The organism is Leifsonia xyli subsp. xyli str. CTCB07, assembly GCF_000007665.1.
GTDB lineage: Bacteria > Actinomycetota > Actinomycetes > Actinomycetales > Microbacteriaceae > Leifsonia > Leifsonia xyli_C.
This window is the reverse complement of the sequence record NC_006087.1, coordinates 2,254,891-2,271,657: the sequence shown is the minus strand read 5'-3', so window position 1 is coordinate 2,271,657 and position 16,767 is coordinate 2,254,891. Positions and strand designations below refer to the sequence as shown.

The window sequence follows — 16,767 nt, the reverse complement described above, 5'->3', positions numbered from 1 at the left end:
AGCATTGACATTTTCTTTATGGCCGCCGTGCTGAAATGGGCGTCTGAGACGAGAGGACGACGAATGCGTGTGCTGGTGGTCGAAGACGAGCCGTATCTCGCCGACGCCATCAAGGCCGGTCTGAGGCTGGAGACCATCGCGGCGGACGTGGTCCACGACGGCGGTTCGGCGCTCGAGCAGCTCACCGTCAACGACTACGACGTCGCCGTGCTGGACCGCGACCTCCCGGTGGTCCACGGCGACGAGGTGTGCGCGCGGATCGTGGCCGACCATCCCACCGTCCGCGTCATCATGCTGACCGCCGCGCGGACGCTCGGAGACAAGGCGAGCGGCTTCGAGCGGGGCGCCGACGACTACCTGCTCAAACCGTTCGAGTTCCCCGAACTGGTGATGCGGCTGCGCGCGCTCGAGCGGCGCAACCCGTCGGCCCGGCCGCCGGTGCTCGAATCCGGCGGCGTGCGGCTGGACCCGTTCCGTCGCGAGGTCTACCGCGAAGGCCGGTTTGTGAGGCTCAGCCGCAAAGAGTTCGCCGTGCTGGACGTGCTCATGAACGCCGCGGCCGGTGTCGTGAGCGCAGAGACCCTGCTCGAGAAAGCCTGGGACGAGAACGCCGACCCGTTCACCAACACCATCCGGGTGACGATGTCCAACCTGCGCAAGCGGCTCGGCGCTCCCCCGATCATCCACACCGTGACCGGTGTCGGCTACCGTTTCGGGGAGCCGGGGTGACCGCCCGGCCGCGCTTATCGGGATCGTCTGGGCTTTCATGCGGTTCGTGCCGAGATACGCCTTCGGCACCTCCCCCGGCGTTGTCGGCTACAACGTCGACAGCGGCATGGAGGTGCAGTTCGACAGCCTGTACGTCATCACCGACACCGCCGATCTGCTGACGCTGCTGCTCGCTGTCTCCCTCGGCGCCCTCGTCGTGCTCGCGCTCGCGGGAGGGGCGCTCGGCTGGGTGCTGGCGGGGCGGATGCTGCGCCCCCTCGCCGCGATCAACGCGGCGGCCAGCAAAGCGGCGACGGGCGCGCTCGACCATCGCGTCGCCCTTGCTGGGCCACGAGACGAGATCCGCGATCTCTCCGACACCTTCGACACCATGCTCGCCGCGCTGGAACGCTCCTTCGAGGTGCATTGGCGATTCGCTGCGAACGCCTCCCACGAGCTGCGCACGCCGCTCACGACCACCCAGACGATGATCGATGTGACGATGGCCGACCCGGAGGCGGATGCGGAGTCGCTGCGCGCGCTGGCGGGGCGGGTGCGCGAGGTCAACAGCGCCAACATCGCCACGGTGGGGGCTTTGCTCGATCTCTCGGACATCGACCGGAGCCGCCTCACCCGCACGCCGTTCGATGTGGCCGCCGTGGTCGCGGAGGGCGCGGCTCAGGCGGCGGAGGCCGACCGTAACGGGGTCTCGCTGAACGTGGAGACTCCGGACCGGGAATCCGGCCCCGTCGAGGTTGTCGGGGACCCCGTGCTGGTGCGGCAGGCCGTGGGGAACCTGATCCAGAACGCGATCCGCCACAACGAGCCCGGAGGCACAGCGGCCGTGCGCGTGACACGTCTCGCCGACCGGGCGGTGGTCACGGTGACGAACACCGGGCCACCGGTCGATCCGGGCATCGTGGAGTCCCTGGTCGAGCCGTTCGTGCGCGGGTCCGGTCGCACCACCGGTCGCGGCTACGGTCTCGGGCTGGCGCTCGCCGCGAGCATCGCCGACGCGCACGACGGCTCGCTGCGGCTGGCGGCGAATCCGTCCGGCGGCCTGATCGCGGAGCTGACGCTGCCCACCTCGCCCTGAACGGCGAGCACCGCCGGACGCCGCCCGTCAGACCCGCCGGCTGCCGGTCAGTAGCCGCACGAGCCACACGGCGGCCGCGAGCACGAGCACGATGACCCCCACCCAGAGCAGGAAGTTCAGGGACTGCACGAAACCGCCGGTGAGCAGCAGGATGATGGCGATGATGATGATGAGCAGGATGTTCATGAAGGGTGTCTTTTCCGAGACTCTGGCCACGAGACAACGGTTTCGGCTCTCCGGCAATCCCTTTGACGAAGGGCCCGGCGCGGCCTACTGAACCGAACCCAAGCAGCTGGACTGGTTCTCGTCGTGCTCTACTACACAGCGGTCCGCTACGGACGGATGGGCGAAGGCCGTCAGGGGGCGGCAGTCAGGCTGGAGAGCGGACGTGGTTTCCCTCGGAGGCGGTCAGCCGAGGGGCAGGAGTCCGGGGACACTCACAGCGGCCAGACCGGCGAGCGATGCGATGTTCGCTGTGCGGTGGCGTGAGAGCCAGGGAAGCAGAGTCACTGCGACGGTCGGCGGTGGCGTGGTGATCGCATTCCTCGAACGGACAACACTCATGCTATGAGAAGCTGCCGCGAGAACTGCCCTAGGACAGTGGCTTGCGGCCGAACCAGCGTCGGCGTGGTTGTGCGGCGCGTGTGGCGCGTGCTTTTTGGCGGGCGCGGAAGGCGGCGGGGGTGCAGCATCGGTCATGACCCGACCGTAGAGCGAACACCCTCACCGAACAGGTACGGCACACCCCATAGGGAGTGCCGGCGGAGCCGCCGCGACGCCCCGCGCAGCGTCCGCCGGTCACGGATGCGGGCGGGATCGCCGAGGACCGGCAGGTGTCTCCGCCAGGAACGTCCGGAATCGCGTACTGTCGCAGGCATGAGCCGGGCCGCGATCGTCGTCAACCCCGTCAAAGTCGATCTCGACGCGCTGCGCGCCGCGCTGGCGGCGGCCGAGCGGCGGCACGGCTGGGAGGAGACGCTGTGGCTGGAGACCACCGTCGCCGATCCGGGCGCCGGCCAGACCCGGGAGGCCCTCACCGCCGGGGTGGAGGTCGTGATCGCGGCTGGCGGCGACGGCACGGTGCGGACGGTCGCGGAGGAACTGCGCAACACCGGCGTCCCGATCGCTCTGCTGCCCTCCGGCACGGGCAACCTCCTCGCCCGCAACCTCGATCTCACGCTGGCCGATGTCGCGCACTCGCTGACGACGGCGTTCACCGGTGCCGACCGGGCCATCGACGTCGGGATGGCCGAGCTTCGCGATGAGGGCGACGGCACCCGCCACCGCGCCTTCCTCGTGATGGCCGGCGCCGGCATCGACGCGCAGATGATCGTCCACACCGATGACGGTCTGAAGGCGAGGGCCGGGTGGCTCGCCTATGTGAAGGCCATCGGGATGGTGCTGAGCGACAAGAACGAACTGCACCTCCGCTACCAGCTCGATGGCGGACGCATCCACTCGCTGCGCGCCCACACCGTCCTGATCGGCAACTGCGGGTCGCTGCCGGCGAATATCCTGCTGCTGCCGGACGCCGCCGTGGACGATGGCGAGCTCGACATCGTCCTCCTGCGCCCGGAGGGGGTTCTCGGCTGGCTGCAGATCGTCGTCACGGTGTTCTGGGAGAACGGGGTGCTGCGCCGTACGACCGCTGGCCGGCGCCTGCTCGGCGCCGGCCAGCCGGCGCCGGCGCTCACCTACCTCAAGGGACGCGAGTTCGTGCTGAGCCTGAGCGAGCCGCACGACGTCGAACTCGACGGCGACCTGTTCGGCCGGGCCTCCTCAATGCGGGTGTGGGTGGACCCGGGGGCGCTGACGATTCGGGTGCCGCAGGGCTGAGGGGCAGCCCGGTCAGTCGGTCCCGGCGTCGAAGGCGGCTCCCTCGGAGGAAGCGTCGATCTCGCGCGAGAGGGCGTCATCTTCGGGGGAGACGTCCAGCTCCAGGATGCTGCGGGCGCTGCCCTCCTGTAGCTCGCCCACCAGCTCGGCGGTCGGGCCGCCGATGAGGCCGGTGGCCGCGTACTGTTCGAGACGCGAGCGCGAGTCCGCGATGTCGAGATTGCGCATCGTCAGCTGGCCGATGCGGTCGGCCGGGCCGAAGGCGGCGTTGCCCACCCGCTCCATCGAGAGCTTGTCCGGGTGGTAGCTGAGCGCCGGGCCGGTGGTGTCGAGGATCGTGTAGTCGTCGCCGCGGCGCAGGCGCAGGGTGACTTCGCCGGTGATGGCGGAGCCGACCCAGCGTTGCAGGGACTCGCGGAGCATGAGCGACTGCGGATCGAGCCAGCGGCCCTCGTACATCAGGCGGCCGAGGCGCCGGCCTTCGGTGTGGTAGTTGGCGACGGTATCCTCGTTGTGGATGGCGTTGAGGAGTCGCTCGTAGGCGATGTGCAGCAGAGCCATGCCCGGCGCTTCGTAGATGCCGCGGCTCTTCGCCTCGATGATGCGGTTCTCGATCTGGTCGGACGCGCCGAGGCCGTGGCGTCCGCCGATAGCGTTCGCTTCCGGCACCAGGGCGACCGGGTCGGCGAACTCGATCCCGTTGAGGGCGACCGGGCGACCGTACTCGAAGGACACGCTCACCGTCTCGGGGGCGACCTCGATATCCTCGCGCCAGGCGGCGACGCCCATGATCGGCTCCACGATGTCCAGGCCCGCGTCCAGCTCCTCCAGACGCTTCGCCTCGTGCGTCGCGCCCCAGATGTTCGCGTCGGTCGAGTATGCCTTCTCGGTCGCGTCGCGGTAGGGGAAGCCGCGCGCGACGAGCCATTCGCTTATCTCCGTGCGGCCGCCGAGCTCCTCCACGAACGCGGTGTCGAGCCACGGCTTGTAGATGCGCAGGCGCGGGTTGGCGATGAGGCCGTAGCGGTAGAAGCGCTCGATGTCGTTGCCCTTGTAGGTGGAGCCGTCGCCCCAGATCTCGACATCGTCGTCCCTCATCGCGCGCACCAGCATGACGCCGGTGACCGCCCGGCCGAGCGGGGTGGTGTTGAAGTAGGTCTTCCCGCCGGAACGGATGTGGAAGGCGCCGCACTGCAACGCGATCAGGCCCTCCTCCACGAGTGCGCGCTTGGCGTCCACGAGCCGGGCGATCTCCGCGCCGTACTCGGTGGCGCGACCGGGGACCTCCTCGATGTTCGGCTCGTCGTACTGGCCGATGTCTGCCGTGTAGGCGCAGGGCACGGCGCCCTTCTCGCGCATCCAGGCGACCGCGCAGGAGGTGTCGAGACCTCCCGAGAACGCGATGCCGACTCGCTCACCGACCGGAAGACTGCTCAAGACTTTGGACACGGTCTCCAGCTTAGAGGTTCCGCTGAGAGGGGCGGAAAAGGAAGGGAGCCTGGTGTTCCTCTGCCGGATTCCCCGCCGTCTCCAACCGCTTATCGGTGGGACCTACCGGTCGGAGAACAACCCGGCGGCGACGTCACGGGGCGGACAAGCCGCGGCGTCCGCCGCGGTTCCGTCCGGCGTGCCCCGGTCGCCGTAGAGGCCGCCGCCAGTGTTAGCAGAGCTGTGTCGTCGTAGGCCTGCCCCGCGAAGGTCAGCCCCACCGGCATGCCCGTATCTGTCATCGTGCCCATCGGCACGGTCACGGTCGGGATGCCGAGGTGGCGCGGAACGAGGTTCCCGTTCGCGACCCAGACGCCGTTGCGTCAGCCGAGGTCGGCGGAGGCAGGGTCGATGTCCATGTCGGCCGGGCCGACATCCGCGACGGCGGGTAACGCGACGGCGTTGAGACGGAGGGCGCGCATCCACTCTTCGAGGTCGATGCGGCGGGTCTCTTCGAGCGCACGCACGCCGTCGGCCAGCTGCGGGATATCGGTCAGCGAGGTTCCCGGGTGCGCGCGCACCCAGGCCGGGTATTCCGCGATGTCGTCCTCGAAGCCGTCGTAGCGGTCCGGGAGCGCGCCGCCGGGCAGCGGGAAGACGCGCGCGCCGTCGACGTCTGCGAGCGTGTTCAGGGCGGGGTCGCCGTTGGCGGCCAGGAAATCGTCCCAGGCCCAGGCGGCGAGGTCCACGATCTCGCGGCGCAGATACTCCGTGCCGACGAGGCCGCGGGTGGCGATGGTCGGCGCGCCTGGGCGGTCGCCCTCGTAGTTCGACACGACCGGGAAGTCCGTCTCGACCACGGTTGTGCCCGCGGCCTCCAGGTCGCGCCGGGCGGCCTCCCAGAGCGCCAGCACTGAGGCGCGGGTGTGGATGCGCCGTCCGGTCGGGCCGCCGATGCCCGGGTTCGGGGCGGTGCCGGCCAGGGGGTCGGCGTCGATGTACATGCGCGGCACGCCGACGCGCTTCCCTTCCAGGATCGCGCCCACCCCGAGCGCCGGATACGACGGCGGGCGCAGCTCCGACGCGCGCGGGATCGCGACCCAGGGCTGCGCGCGCCAGAAGTCGCCGCGCTGCTCGGCGTCGTCGGCGACGATCACGTCGAGGACTTCGAAGAGGTCCGCCATCGTGCGGGTGTGCGGGACCACCACATCCATCGTCGGCACCAGCGGCCAGACGCCGCGCACCGAGATGACGCCCCGCGACGGCGTGTAGGCGCAGAGAGCGTTGCTGGAGGCGGGCGCGCGGCCCGACGACCAGGTCTCCTCGGCCAGGCCGAAGGCCGCGAAGCTGGCCGCTGTCGCGGTGCCGGAGCCGTTGGACGACCCCGAGCCGAAGGCGGCAGTCAGATAGTCGCCGTTGTAGGGGCTCTCGGCGCGGCCGTAGAGGCCGCGCCGCATGCCGCCGTTCGCCATCGGCGGCATATTCGTGAGGCCGAGTAGGATCGCGCCGCCCGCGCGCAGGCGCTCGATCGCGAACGCGTCCCGCTGGGCCACCAAGCGCTCGAACGCCGGCGATCCGGCGGCGGCGGTCAGACCGCGGGCGAGGTAGCTGTCCTTGGCGGTGTAGGGGATGCCGTCGAGCGGGCCGAGCGTCGCGCCGCGGGCCTCCGGGTTGCGGACGACGACCGCTTTGAGCCGTGGCCCGGCGCTGTCGTAGGCGTCGATGCGGGCGAGGTAGGCGTCCACCAGCTCCACGGCCGTCGTCTCTCCGGTGTGCAGCATCCTCCGCAACTCGGCGATCGAGGTCTCGGCGACCTCGGCCATCAGGCCGCCACCGCTGGCTGCTGCTGGGTGATGCAGTGGATGCCGCCGCCCCGCGCGAAGATCGGCCGCGAGTCGACCATCGTCACCCGCCGGCCCGGATACGCGGCCTCGAGGATCGCGGCCGCCTCCGCGTTGGCGCGCCCCTCGCCGAAACCGCAGGCCACGATGCCGTCGCCGACCATGAGGTGGTTGACATAGCTCCAGTCTACGAAGCCCTCCTCGTCGCGGAGGGTCTCGGGGGCCGGCAGCTCCACGATCTCCCAGGGCCGGCCGGCCGCGTCGGTCGTGCCCGCGAGGAAAGCGCGCAGCTCGCGCGAAACCGCGAAATCGGGGTGCCCGGGGTTCCGCTGTGTGTGCAGCAGCAGGCGACCAGGCGAGGGGATGGCCGTCACGATGTCCACATGCCCGTTCGTGCCGAACTCGCCGTAGTCGCGGGTCAGGCCGCGCGGCAGCCAGACCGCGTGCGTCGCGCCGATGGTCCGGGCGAGTTCGGCCTCCACGCGGGCCTTGCCGGCGTACGGGTTGCGGCGCGGGTCGAGCTGCACCGTCTCGGTCAGCAGCACTGTGCCCTCGCCGTCGACGTGGATGCCGCCGCCCTCGTTCACCAGCGCGGAGCTGATGAGCTCGGCCCCGATCCGCTCCGCGACGAACCGGGCGATCTCCGCGGACGCCCGCCACTGCGACCAGGCGGGGCCGCCCCAGCCGTTGAAGGTCCAATCGACCGCGCCGAGCACGCCAGGGCGTTCGTCGTCCACGACGAAGGTGGGGCCGACATCGCGCATCCAGAACTCGTCCAGCGGCGCCTCGACCTGGTCGATGTGCGAGCCGAGCATTCGGGCCGCGCGCTCGCTCTCGGAGGGGTCGACCACCATCGCGACCGGCTCGAACTCGGCCACCGCGTGGGCGGCGGCCGTCCAGGCGGCGTACGCCTCCTCGGCGGAAGCGGCGTTCTCGCCGAGCGTGATCCCGGCGCGCGGAAAAGCTATCCAGGTGCGCTCGTGCGGTGCGGTCTCGGCGGGCATGCGCCAGCTCATCGGAACCTCCGGGCATTATTGATCGGATGATCAACAGAGTCCTATGCTGGCCGGACGATGTCAAGAGCAGCCCGCAAGCCTCCGGCCGAGCGCCGCGCCGACCTGTCCGCCGCTGCCGGTGTACTCGCCGTCGAGGACGGGCTCGCCGCGGTCACCCTGCGGGCCGTGGCAGCGCGGGCCGGCGTCGCCCCGGCCCTGGTGGCGCACTACTGGCCATCGATGGAGGCGCTGGTCACCGCGACCTTCTCCGAGGTGGTGTCGGCCGAGGTCGCGGAGGTCCGTGCGATCCTGGCCCGGCATCCCGAACCCGCGGCACGGCTGTCGGCGCTCGTCGCGACCCTGCTCGACGGCACGCGCGACGCCGTGACCGCGGTGTGGGTGGAGGCGTGGATGCTGGGACGCCGCAACGACGCGCTCGCCGCCGCCGTGCGCGGGCAGATGGACGCGTGGCAGGACCTGATCGAAGAGGTCATCGCGGCGGGCGTGGCGCGCGGGGTCTTCCGCACCGGCGACCCGGGCGCCGTCGCGTGGCACCTGCTCGGCACGATCGACGGGCTCAACGCCCAGGCCTTCCTGCGCTGGGGCGCGACCACCGACCGGACCGCCCTGCTCGCCCGGGCGCTGGAAGGGATGCTGGGCCTCCCGCCCGGCGCGCTCGCCACCCCGGGGTCCTGACACTCACGCGCTCGGCCTGCCTGCTCGGCCCCCTGTCCGCCCGGTCTGTCCGTCGGCGCGGTCTGCCCGTTTGCGCGGTGCGGTGGAAGGGGTGGTGAGGACGGGGCGAGGCGGGTGAGGCGGGCGGGGAGAGCGGGAACCCTGGCTGACGGGGCGCTCCGGCTCAGGCGCAGGTCCACAGCAGGACGGCTCCGCCCGTGCCGAGCGCGGTGGTGATCGTGCGGGTCTGCGACGAGGGCGCGGAGGTCCATCCCGAGAAGTTCGCGGTGACGGTGACGGTCGCGATGCCGAGCAGTGTCAGTGTCGCGCCATTCGCCGTTCCGTCGGTGCCGGGCACGGTGACGGAACCGCTGCCCGCGGCGCCCGACCAGGTGAGCGTGTAGCTCTGCGGGGCCAGGGCGCTGCCGCCGGAGGCGGGCGCTGTCCAGGTGAACGGGACGCCCCCGGACAGGGGCCCGCTCGCGGCGCTGCAGCTCAGGGCCGGGACGGGGTTGATGGTGGCGGAGGAGACGGCGACCGTCGTGAAGCTGCTTCGCGACCAGCTCGCGCCGGCCGGGGCCGCGGGGACGCCGGAGACAGCCACCACGAGCGCGGCCGCGAGGACGAGGGCGAAAGGCTTCACGATGGCCTCTTCCTCACCCGTGCCGCTCCGGCGAGCGCAGCCCCGCCGGCGACCGCGCCGCATGCGAGGAGCAGGGGCAGCGCCGGGACGCGGGAGCCGGTCTCCGGCAGCGCGCTCGGACGGGTCGTGGTGGAGGCGGAGTCGCCCGCTCCCCACGCCCACACCGTGAGCTGTGTGGAGCCCTCCGCAGCCACGCCGGACGCGAGTGTCACCTGCACCGCGAGCCAGCGTCGTGCGGCCGAGGGCATCCCGCCGATCGCCCCCGGAGCGTCCAAGGGGAGGGCGGAGACGGTGACGCCGCTCAGGAGAGTCTGGCTCGTGCCGGGGCAGACTGCGCCTGTCCAGCGTGCGTCGCACGCGATCACCGAGACGGCCAGTGTGGGAGCGAGGGCGCCGGTCGCGGTCAGCCCGAGGCGGATGGTCGCGGGCGTCGGAGGGTGCGCGGAGACGCCGACGGTCCACCGGACGGGCGCCCCAGGCCGGAGAGCGGCCAGCCGGGCGGGGTCGGCGGCGGAGGTGAGGGTGAGATAGCGGCCGGAGATCGTGGTCGTCGGTGCGGGCTCCGCGGCCCGGGCGCCCGGCGCGGGGGCGTCGAGGGCGGCAGCGAGGCTCGCTCCCGCGAGGACGAGGACGAGGGCGGCCGTCGCCGCGCCTGACCGGTGGGAACCGCGTCGTCGCCCCCGCGCTGGGCGTCCCGCCGCCGTCTGCTCCCGCGGCCAGAACGCCCACGCAACGAGTCCCGCCGCCCCCACGGTCGCGATCCCCAGGAAGACCGGGCTCGACGCGAACGCGATCGCCTGCGCCCCGCCCGGCATGCTCGCGACCACCAGCCGCACGCGCGTCACGCGGTACGGCGCGGGATCGTTCTGCGCGTTCGCATCCCCGCGCAGCACAAGCTCGGTGACCCCTCCCGGGAGCGGTTCCGTTCGCACGACACGGTGGGTGATCGGCAGCTGCCCGGCCCGGTCGACGGTCACGATATCCCCGCGCCGGACCTCCGCGGCGGGGACCTCCCGCACCAGTGCGACAGCGCCTGCCGGAATGGCCGGGCTCATCGACCCGGTGCTGAACAGGATGAGCCCGACCGGGAAAACGAGCGCGGTCACTGCGCCGACGATGCACAGCGAACCCGCGACGGCCGCCAGCGTCAGCAGCGCGTTCCCGGCGCGGGGCAGCGTCCCGCGCATCAGCTCGACACCGCCGTGATCAGCCAGGTCGCGGTCGCGGTCTTGCCCTGGAGGCTGTTCGCCGCGGCGGTCGGCAGGGTGATCTCGAAGCAGAGGCCGGTCGCCGTTCCCGGTGTGCTCGCCGTGGCGGCGATCAGTGGGTTGCTCACGCCGGCCTCCTGTCCAGCGGTGAGTGGGCGAGCGACGCCGGACGCGCCGACGAAGGCCGGGCTCCCGGCGAACGCCGACGCGGCGCAGGTCCCCGTCGTGCGCACGACGCGGTAGACGAGCGCGGCCCCGAGCGTGGAAACGTCCGTTCCGCCGAGCGTCGCGCCGTTCAGCGTCGCCGTTCCGGCCACCGATGCGGCCTTGGTGCGGATGAGGACCGGGACGTACACCGAGACCCCGGGAGCGAACGCGCCCGACATGGTCAGGCTCGCTCCCGGGGCGGTGGTGTTGTCGGCGTAGGCGCCGCCGTTGGCGCTCGACTCTGTGGCGAAGACCGAGCCGGTGAAGGATGCGCCGCCGAACTCGGCGTCTGTCCAGCTGGCGAGCGTCGTCCCCGCGCCCGAGCCGAGGAGGACGCCCGCTGCCTGGAACTGCCAGGTCGCGGTGCCGGTCTGCCCCTGGACGAGTCCGCTGCCCGCTGTCACCTTGAAGCACAGGTACACCGGGGAGCCCGCCGCACCGCTTGTCCCCTTGGCGAGGGAGAACGTGGTGGAGCTGGGCACGGAGCCGACAGCCGTTCCGGCCGTGACCAGGGTGGTTCCGGTCGTCGTCGCCGTGCAGCCGAAGGAGGTCGTTTGCAGCAACTGGTAGGTCAGATTGGCGATGGACCCGGTCGTGGTGGAGCTGCTGATGGTGACGGTGGCGTTGTTGGTGGTGTTCGCCGCGAGCTGCACGGCGAACGGGGAGGCCGTCACATCGGTCGGCGACAGCGTGGCCGTGTTCACTGTGAACAGGAGGGCCGCCGCCGCACCGGAGGTGGCGTGGTCGGTGAAGGTGGTGCCGTCGGTGCTGCCCACCAGGTTGAACGTTCCGGCGCTGAACGTCCCGGTCGCGTACTCCGAGTCGCTCCAGGCGGCGAGAGTGACGGTGGCCCCGGCGCCGAGCATGAGCCCGGTGGCCAGCACGGCCTGCAGCTTGCGGCGGCGTCCGGAGACACGGTCCTCGTCAGTGTCGGTCATGGGTTCTTTCCCCTCTACTTATGCGCGTCGTGTCCGGCGCAGGATGATGAGTCCGCCGCAGGCGAGCATCAGCAGGCCGATGCCGGCCGGCAGGGCGAAGCCGTCGGTGGTCGAACCGGTTCCGGCCAGGCGGCCGGCACCGTGGCCCGCGGCGACACCCGTCGAGGTGGCGTCGCCCGCCGGGATGATGATGGGCGCGTCCGGGTCGAGGTAGCGGAACGCGCCGGTCAGCGTGCCGGTGCCGCAGGCAGCGGCCCCCACGACGGCGATTTCCGCCGTCCCGTTTCCGGCGGGGCTCACAGCGGCGATGGTCGCGTCGGTCATCACCCGGAACGAGGTGGCGGGCGTCGTCCCGAACAGCACGCCGGTCGCGTCGGTGAAGCAGCCGCCGGTGATGGTGACGGCCGTCCCGCCGGTCTCCGGGCCGCTGCTGGGTGTCATGCCGTCGACGGTGGTCCCCATATCGTAGGTGAAGACCACGGACGGCGTGGGCCCGATCGGGGTCGTCACGACGATCGGCACGTTGCCGGCCGCGTGCGGCGGAGCGGTGATGGCGATGGCGCTGTCGTCGATCACGGTGAACGGAACGGAGACGTCGTCCACGGTGACGGCCGTCGTCCCGGTGAACTCGCTCCCGGAGAGGGTCACAGCCGTGCCGCCGATGGCGGGACCGTGACCCGGCGCTAGGTCGGAGATCACCGGTGCGCCGGGCACCGCGTCGAAGGTGAAGCCGTCGGGGCTGGAGTCGCCGTTCGGGTGCTCCACAGCGATGCTCACCGTGGCCGGAAGGTGCGCCGGGGTGGTGGCGATGATGGTGGTGTCGTCCATGACGGTCATCTTTGCGGCCGGTGCGCCGCCGAAGGTGACGCTGGTGGCTCCGGTGAAGCCGGTGCCGGTGAGGGTGACATCGGTGCCGCCGGCCGCCGGCCCTTGGGCGGGTGCGATCCCGGTCGCGGTGGGAGGTCCGGCGAGCGCATTCGGCCCGACGCTGGCGTTCGCGACGTTCAGGACGAGAGCGGGTCCCCTGGGGAGGACGGTGGCGCGCAGTGCCGTCTCGGTGAACACACCGCCGGCGGTGGACTGGCTGTTGGCGGTGAGCGAGACAACCTGGCTCAGCACCGGCTCGAGCGCGGGTATCAGTGTGTCGGTGACGGGTGCGATGACCGTGGGGCCGATGGCTGTGACGAGGGAGCCGATGCTGTTCAGTGGCCCGTTCAGTGTACTGAGCACGGTGTCCGGCGACAGGGCGAGGCCGGCGCCGGCGAGGGCGATGCCCGACGTGCTCCCGGAGCGGAGGGCTCCGATCGTGGAGTTCACGGTGACGACCTGGACGTCGAGCCTGCTGACGCTCGCGGTGACGCTGAGCCCGCCGATGGCCGTGGTGAGGGTATTCTCCACGTGGGTGAACAGGGAACCGGCCACGCCCGAGATGCGGTCGCCGAGTTCGTCGATCACCTTTCCGGTCAGCAGCTCGGTGTTGGGCGCGAGGCCCTCCAGCGTGGTGAGCGAGTCCAGATCGACCGTGACCGTGCCCGTTCCGAGATCGATGCTCACACCGGGGTAGGCGGGGTCGGCGATCGTGCCGCTGAGCAGCGGCGAAACGGCGGACAGCAGGGTGGAAGCGCTCACGCTCGCCGTCGTGGTGAGGGTGCCGGAGAGTAGGAGCGTCTTCAGCGCGGCTGCCAGCGTGCCGCTCGGGCCCGAGAGGTTGTCGACGGCCGTCTGGACGGCGCCGACCTGCGTCCTGATCGCACCGGCCAGCGCCGCGAGGGTCGGGCTCTGGAAGCGGAGCTGGGTGTCCGCGATCGAAGAGGAGCCGGCCGGTGAGCCCGGGGCGGCCTGCGCGGCGCGATCGGCGGTGACGCCGATACGGAGGTCGAGCTGGGCGAGTTCGTTCAGCGTCGCGGCCGGCAGCCCCAGCGAGGAGACCGCCTGCGCGAGGCCGAGGTGCAGGGGACCGGGCGCGAGGCCTGGGGCCGGGGTGATGCCGGCGCCGATGGCGCCGGTGGCGGAGGTGAGTCCCGACGCGCCCATCGATGAGGCGTTCCGCAGGGCTGAGGCGTATTGTTCGACCACCCCGACGTCGTCGAGGGAGAGTGGGAGCCGCAGGCCGCCCGGTGTCGTGAGGTTCACTGTGCCCAGCGCGCCGACCTTGAGGCCGCTCGCGTTCGTCTGGTCGGCCGTTCCGTTGCTTTCGGCGCTTTGGCCATCGAGGGAGGCGGCAAGGCTGGTGTCGAGGCCGATGAGCGAGCCACTCAGGTAGCGTCCGGTGGCCGCCGAGCGATCCCCCGGCGCGTCCTGCGCGGGCAGAGCCCACAGACCTGCGCCCGTCAGCAACAGGGCGAGCGCTGTGTCGGCAGCGGCGGGCCGTAGCGCACGGCTGTGTCCTCTTCTCTCCGCTCTCGCCTTGTGCGTGCGATGACGGATGACACCTGATCTCACTATGGAACCCCCAACGGCAACGGACGAGAGACGTTGAGTGGATCGTGTACAGCGTCCGGCGTTTTCTGTATCGCCCGAAGCGGATGATTCTTTTTGTTGCGCAGAGGCTCTTGGTTTAGAGCAGACCGAGTTCGCGTGCCCGCTGGACCGCCTCGGCGCGTCCGCTGGCGCCGACCTTCGTGTAGATCGAGCGCAGGTGGGTTTTCACCGTGTTGACGCTCACACTGTGCTTGGCCGCGATCTGCGGCACGGTCTGGTGCAGCGGGAGTTCGCGCAGGAGGTCGCGCTCACGAGCGGTCAGCCGGGACTCTGGACCGCCGTCGGCCTCGCTCCTGACTCCGGCTGCCCCGGCCGCTTCGACGATGGATGCGGCGAAACCGTCCGCCGCGCCGAATGAGCCGAGACGGTCCGAGACCAGCCGGACGAATGAGGGGCGCGCCAGGAAGGGGCGCCGGGCCCGCATCCGCTCGGCCAGGGTCACGGCCTGCGTCAGCCGGGCCTGCGCCGCGGCGTCGTCCCCGGCGTTGTGCGACCACTGGGCGAGCAGGAGCCAGCCGAGGACGAGGTTCGTCCCTTCGTGGGCCCGGGTGCCGTCGGTCAGGGCCGTCTCCAGGGCGGCGGCTCCGGCCTCCTGGGCCGGTGTGCCCTCCCGCAGCATCGCACAGCCGAGGAAGGCGCACAGGTGATCGGAGCCGACGGCCGCGGTGAGGGTGTCGACGTGGTTGCGGGCGGCGCTGCGCCCGCGGTAGAGGAAGGCGAGGTCGAGGAAGCGGAACGCGCTGAGCGCCAGGGTCTCCGGGCGTCGCCGCAGGCTGGTGGCGAACAGCTGCTCCATCTGCTCGAAGACGGCGCGCGGGTCTGGCGCGGTGTCCAGACGGAACAGCAGACGGAGGGCTCGCGGCGCGAGGACGCCCACGGAGTCGAGGGCTCGCCACTGCGCTGCGATGATGTCGTCGATCTGCGAGACGCGATACGGCTCGCATGACCGGTACGCGGCGCGCAGCCGGATACCGGCGTCGACCAGGCTGTCCGGTTCGACGGCGGTCTGGTTGAGCCCGGCGATGCGGTGCTCCAGGACGCCGACCAGCGCCCAGTTGGCGAGGCTGGTGGCGATGTTCGCGGCGGTGTCCAGGGCCAGCATCGCGAGCCAGGGACGGTGGGATTCCTCTGCGCCGTCGGCCGCGAGGACAGCGCGGTGGAGGGCGATGTCGGGGTGGCCTGTCGCCATATACACGCGCGCCGTCACGACTTCGGCGAACAGGCGCGCGTCGAGCACGGCCACCGGGCCGCCCTCGCCGAACGGCTGGCTGGTCGTGCGGGCGACCGCAGCCTCCAGGGTGCTGAGCGCGGCATCGGCCCCGGGACCGTCGAGGGAGCGCAGTGCGTGAAGCGCGGCGGCGGCGACGTCGCGCTCGGGTGAGCGCGGGGCGACCTCGTCCTCCGCGAGCGCGAGGAAATGATCCACGCGCACAGATTCGGTCAGCTGCGGTGAGCAGACCAGCGCTCCGAGCAGCCCGGTCGTGGGGGAGAGGACGCCACGATCCTTCAGGGCCGCGAGGGCGTTGCGGACGGGGAGGACAGAGCCGCTGAAGACGAGTCCGAGGCCGAAGCGCCGCAGCAGGTCTTCGATGAGGTCGGCCGAACCCGAGTGCAGCGCCTGTTCCAGGGCGAGCCCGATGTCTCCGTTGGCGATGTGCCATTCGGTCGCGACGCTGTGCAACTCGGCGAAGCGAGTGGCATCGCGGTTCAGGAACTCGGCCATCAGGCCGTCGCGGAAGGATGGCTCGAAGCTGTAGCGACCGTGGGGGTCTGGGTCCGCGCCGCTGTCCGGCCGGTTCAGCAGTCCCGGGCCGAAGCCGATCTCTTCGAGGGCGGCGATGGCGTATGGGCAGCCCGCGAGCGCGGCGGCGAGCTCCGCGTCGAAAGAGGGGACCGTCGACAGCGCCAGCAGCAATCGCGCGCGCTCCCCGTTGAGGGAGTCGAGCAGGCGGCGCACGAGCAGGGTGGCGAGGCTGCCCGGTGAGTGGCGGATGGTGGCCATCGCGGCTCCGGGGCTCTCTGCTCTGGCCGCCGTCTCCGCTGCCAGCGTCGGCGTCGCCGCCCGTCCGTCGGCGCGGTCCACGAGGGTGAGGAGTTCGGAGGTGTCGAGCGTGACGCCGTGGGCGCGCAGCAGCTTGTACGCCTCCTCGAAGCGGAGGGCCAGTTCGCCGGGTCCGATCGAGAGGTGCGGCCGTTCCTCGCGCGGTGCAGCGATCGTGATCGGCAGGTCGCGTCCGCTGAGGACCACGGCGCTCGTCGCGTTCGTCACGAGTTCGAGGAGCTGTTCGCGCTCCGCGTTGCCCTCCACTCGCTCCACCGCGTCGACCACGACCGTCACGGCGTTCTCCTGGCCGAGTGTCCAGGCGAGCCGATCCAGCCAGTGAGAATCCGAAGCAACGTCAAAATACTTGCGTTTATTGGAAGCGTTTCCACACCACCGGCGCAGCAGTTCGGTCTTGCCGGTCCCGGTCGAGGCGATGATCGCGATCGTCGCGGAGTCCCGCTCGCCTTCGTCGAGTTGCCGGACGAGGGTGCGGCGCAGCACCAGAGGCTCTGCACCGGGTTCCGGCGTTTCGCCGGCGACGTCGACCACAGGACCTCCGACAAGTCAGCACGCAGTGAATCCGATTCGCAAAGGGCCCGCGCTTGCGAACAGTAGGCGCGTTTCGGCGAGGAGGCGATCACCCTGTCCGGGTGATTTCAGCACTGCT

The 16,767-nt window shown here is 71.4% G+C and carries 12 protein-coding genes and 1 pseudogene; 4 read left to right on the top strand and 9 right to left on the bottom strand.

Going from position 1 to position 16,767, the window contains the following annotated elements; genetic code table 11:
• Window positions 1-63: 63 nt before the first annotated feature.
• Entirely contained in the window at window positions 64-729 is a 666-nt protein-coding gene (locus LXX_RS10835) for a response regulator transcription factor (protein ID WP_011186870.1), read from the top strand.
• 46 nt (window positions 730-775) lie between these two features.
• Entirely contained in the window at window positions 776-1,804 is a 1,029-nt protein-coding gene (locus tag LXX_RS10830; RefSeq protein ID WP_176714814.1) for a sensor histidine kinase, read from the top strand.
• Between the two features lie 27 nt (window positions 1,805-1,831).
• On the opposite strand, the gene LXX_RS14525 is transcribed toward LXX_RS10830, so the two are convergent.
• Window positions 1,832-1,990, bottom strand: a complete 159-nt coding sequence (locus LXX_RS14525; RefSeq protein ID WP_176714813.1) for a hypothetical protein — start codon at window positions 1,988-1,990, stop codon at window positions 1,832-1,834.
• Window positions 1,991-2,680: 690 nt separating this feature from the next.
• Here LXX_RS14525 and LXX_RS10825 point away from each other — a divergent pair.
• Complete coding sequence (locus LXX_RS10825) at window positions 2,681-3,640, top strand: diacylglycerol/lipid kinase family protein (RefSeq protein ID WP_011186867.1); 960 nt, start codon at window positions 2,681-2,683, stop codon at window positions 3,638-3,640.
• A 12-nt stretch (window positions 3,641-3,652) separates the two neighbouring features.
• Here LXX_RS10825 and argG read toward each other — a convergent pair whose 3' ends face one another.
• From argG to LXX_RS10810, 3 genes and pseudogenes are all read right to left on the bottom strand, one after another.
• Window positions 3,653-5,089 carry an argininosuccinate synthase gene (gene argG / locus LXX_RS10820; RefSeq protein ID WP_011186866.1) on the bottom strand — a complete coding sequence of 479 codons (1,437 nt, stop codon included), beginning with the start codon at window positions 5,087-5,089 and terminating at the stop codon, window positions 3,653-3,655.
• A gap of 89 nt (window positions 5,090-5,178) precedes the next feature.
• Window positions 5,179-6,891: pseudogene (locus LXX_RS10815) on the bottom strand (amidase).
• Complete coding sequence (locus tag LXX_RS10810) at window positions 6,891-7,925, bottom strand: agmatine deiminase family protein (protein ID WP_011186864.1); 1,035 nt, start codon at window positions 7,923-7,925, stop codon at window positions 6,891-6,893. Before LXX_RS10810 ends, LXX_RS10815 begins: the two are co-directional and overlap by 1 nt.
• Before the next feature lie 57 nt (window positions 7,926-7,982).
• Here LXX_RS10810 and LXX_RS10805 point away from each other — a divergent pair, with 57 nt between their 5' ends.
• Window positions 7,983-8,600: a TetR/AcrR family transcriptional regulator gene (locus LXX_RS10805; protein ID WP_011186863.1), complete on the top strand. Its 618-nt coding sequence runs from the start codon at window positions 7,983-7,985 to the stop codon at window positions 8,598-8,600.
• 163 nt (window positions 8,601-8,763) lie between these two features.
• On the opposite strand, the gene LXX_RS10800 is transcribed toward LXX_RS10805, so the two are convergent.
• From LXX_RS10800 to LXX_RS10780, 5 genes are all read right to left on the bottom strand, one after another.
• Entirely contained in the window at window positions 8,764-9,222 is a 459-nt protein-coding gene (locus tag LXX_RS10800) for a hypothetical protein (RefSeq protein WP_011186862.1), read from the bottom strand.
• Entirely contained in the window at window positions 9,219-10,409 is a 1,191-nt protein-coding gene (locus tag LXX_RS14945; RefSeq protein ID WP_011186861.1) for a hypothetical protein, read from the bottom strand. Before LXX_RS14945 ends, LXX_RS10800 begins: the two co-directional genes overlap by 4 nt.
• Entirely contained in the window at window positions 10,409-11,575 is a 1,167-nt protein-coding gene (locus LXX_RS12910) for a SipW-dependent-type signal peptide-containing protein (protein WP_050737936.1), read from the bottom strand. Before LXX_RS12910 ends, LXX_RS14945 begins: the two co-directional genes overlap by 1 nt.
• An 18-nt stretch (window positions 11,576-11,593) precedes the next feature.
• Entirely contained in the window at window positions 11,594-13,912 is a 2,319-nt protein-coding gene (locus tag LXX_RS12905; protein WP_050737935.1) for a choice-of-anchor G family protein, read from the bottom strand.
• Between the two features lie 220 nt (window positions 13,913-14,132).
• Complete coding sequence (locus LXX_RS10780; RefSeq protein WP_011186860.1) at window positions 14,133-16,649, bottom strand: LuxR C-terminal-related transcriptional regulator; 2,517 nt, start codon at window positions 16,647-16,649, stop codon at window positions 14,133-14,135.
• Window positions 16,650-16,767 lie beyond the last annotated feature (118 nt).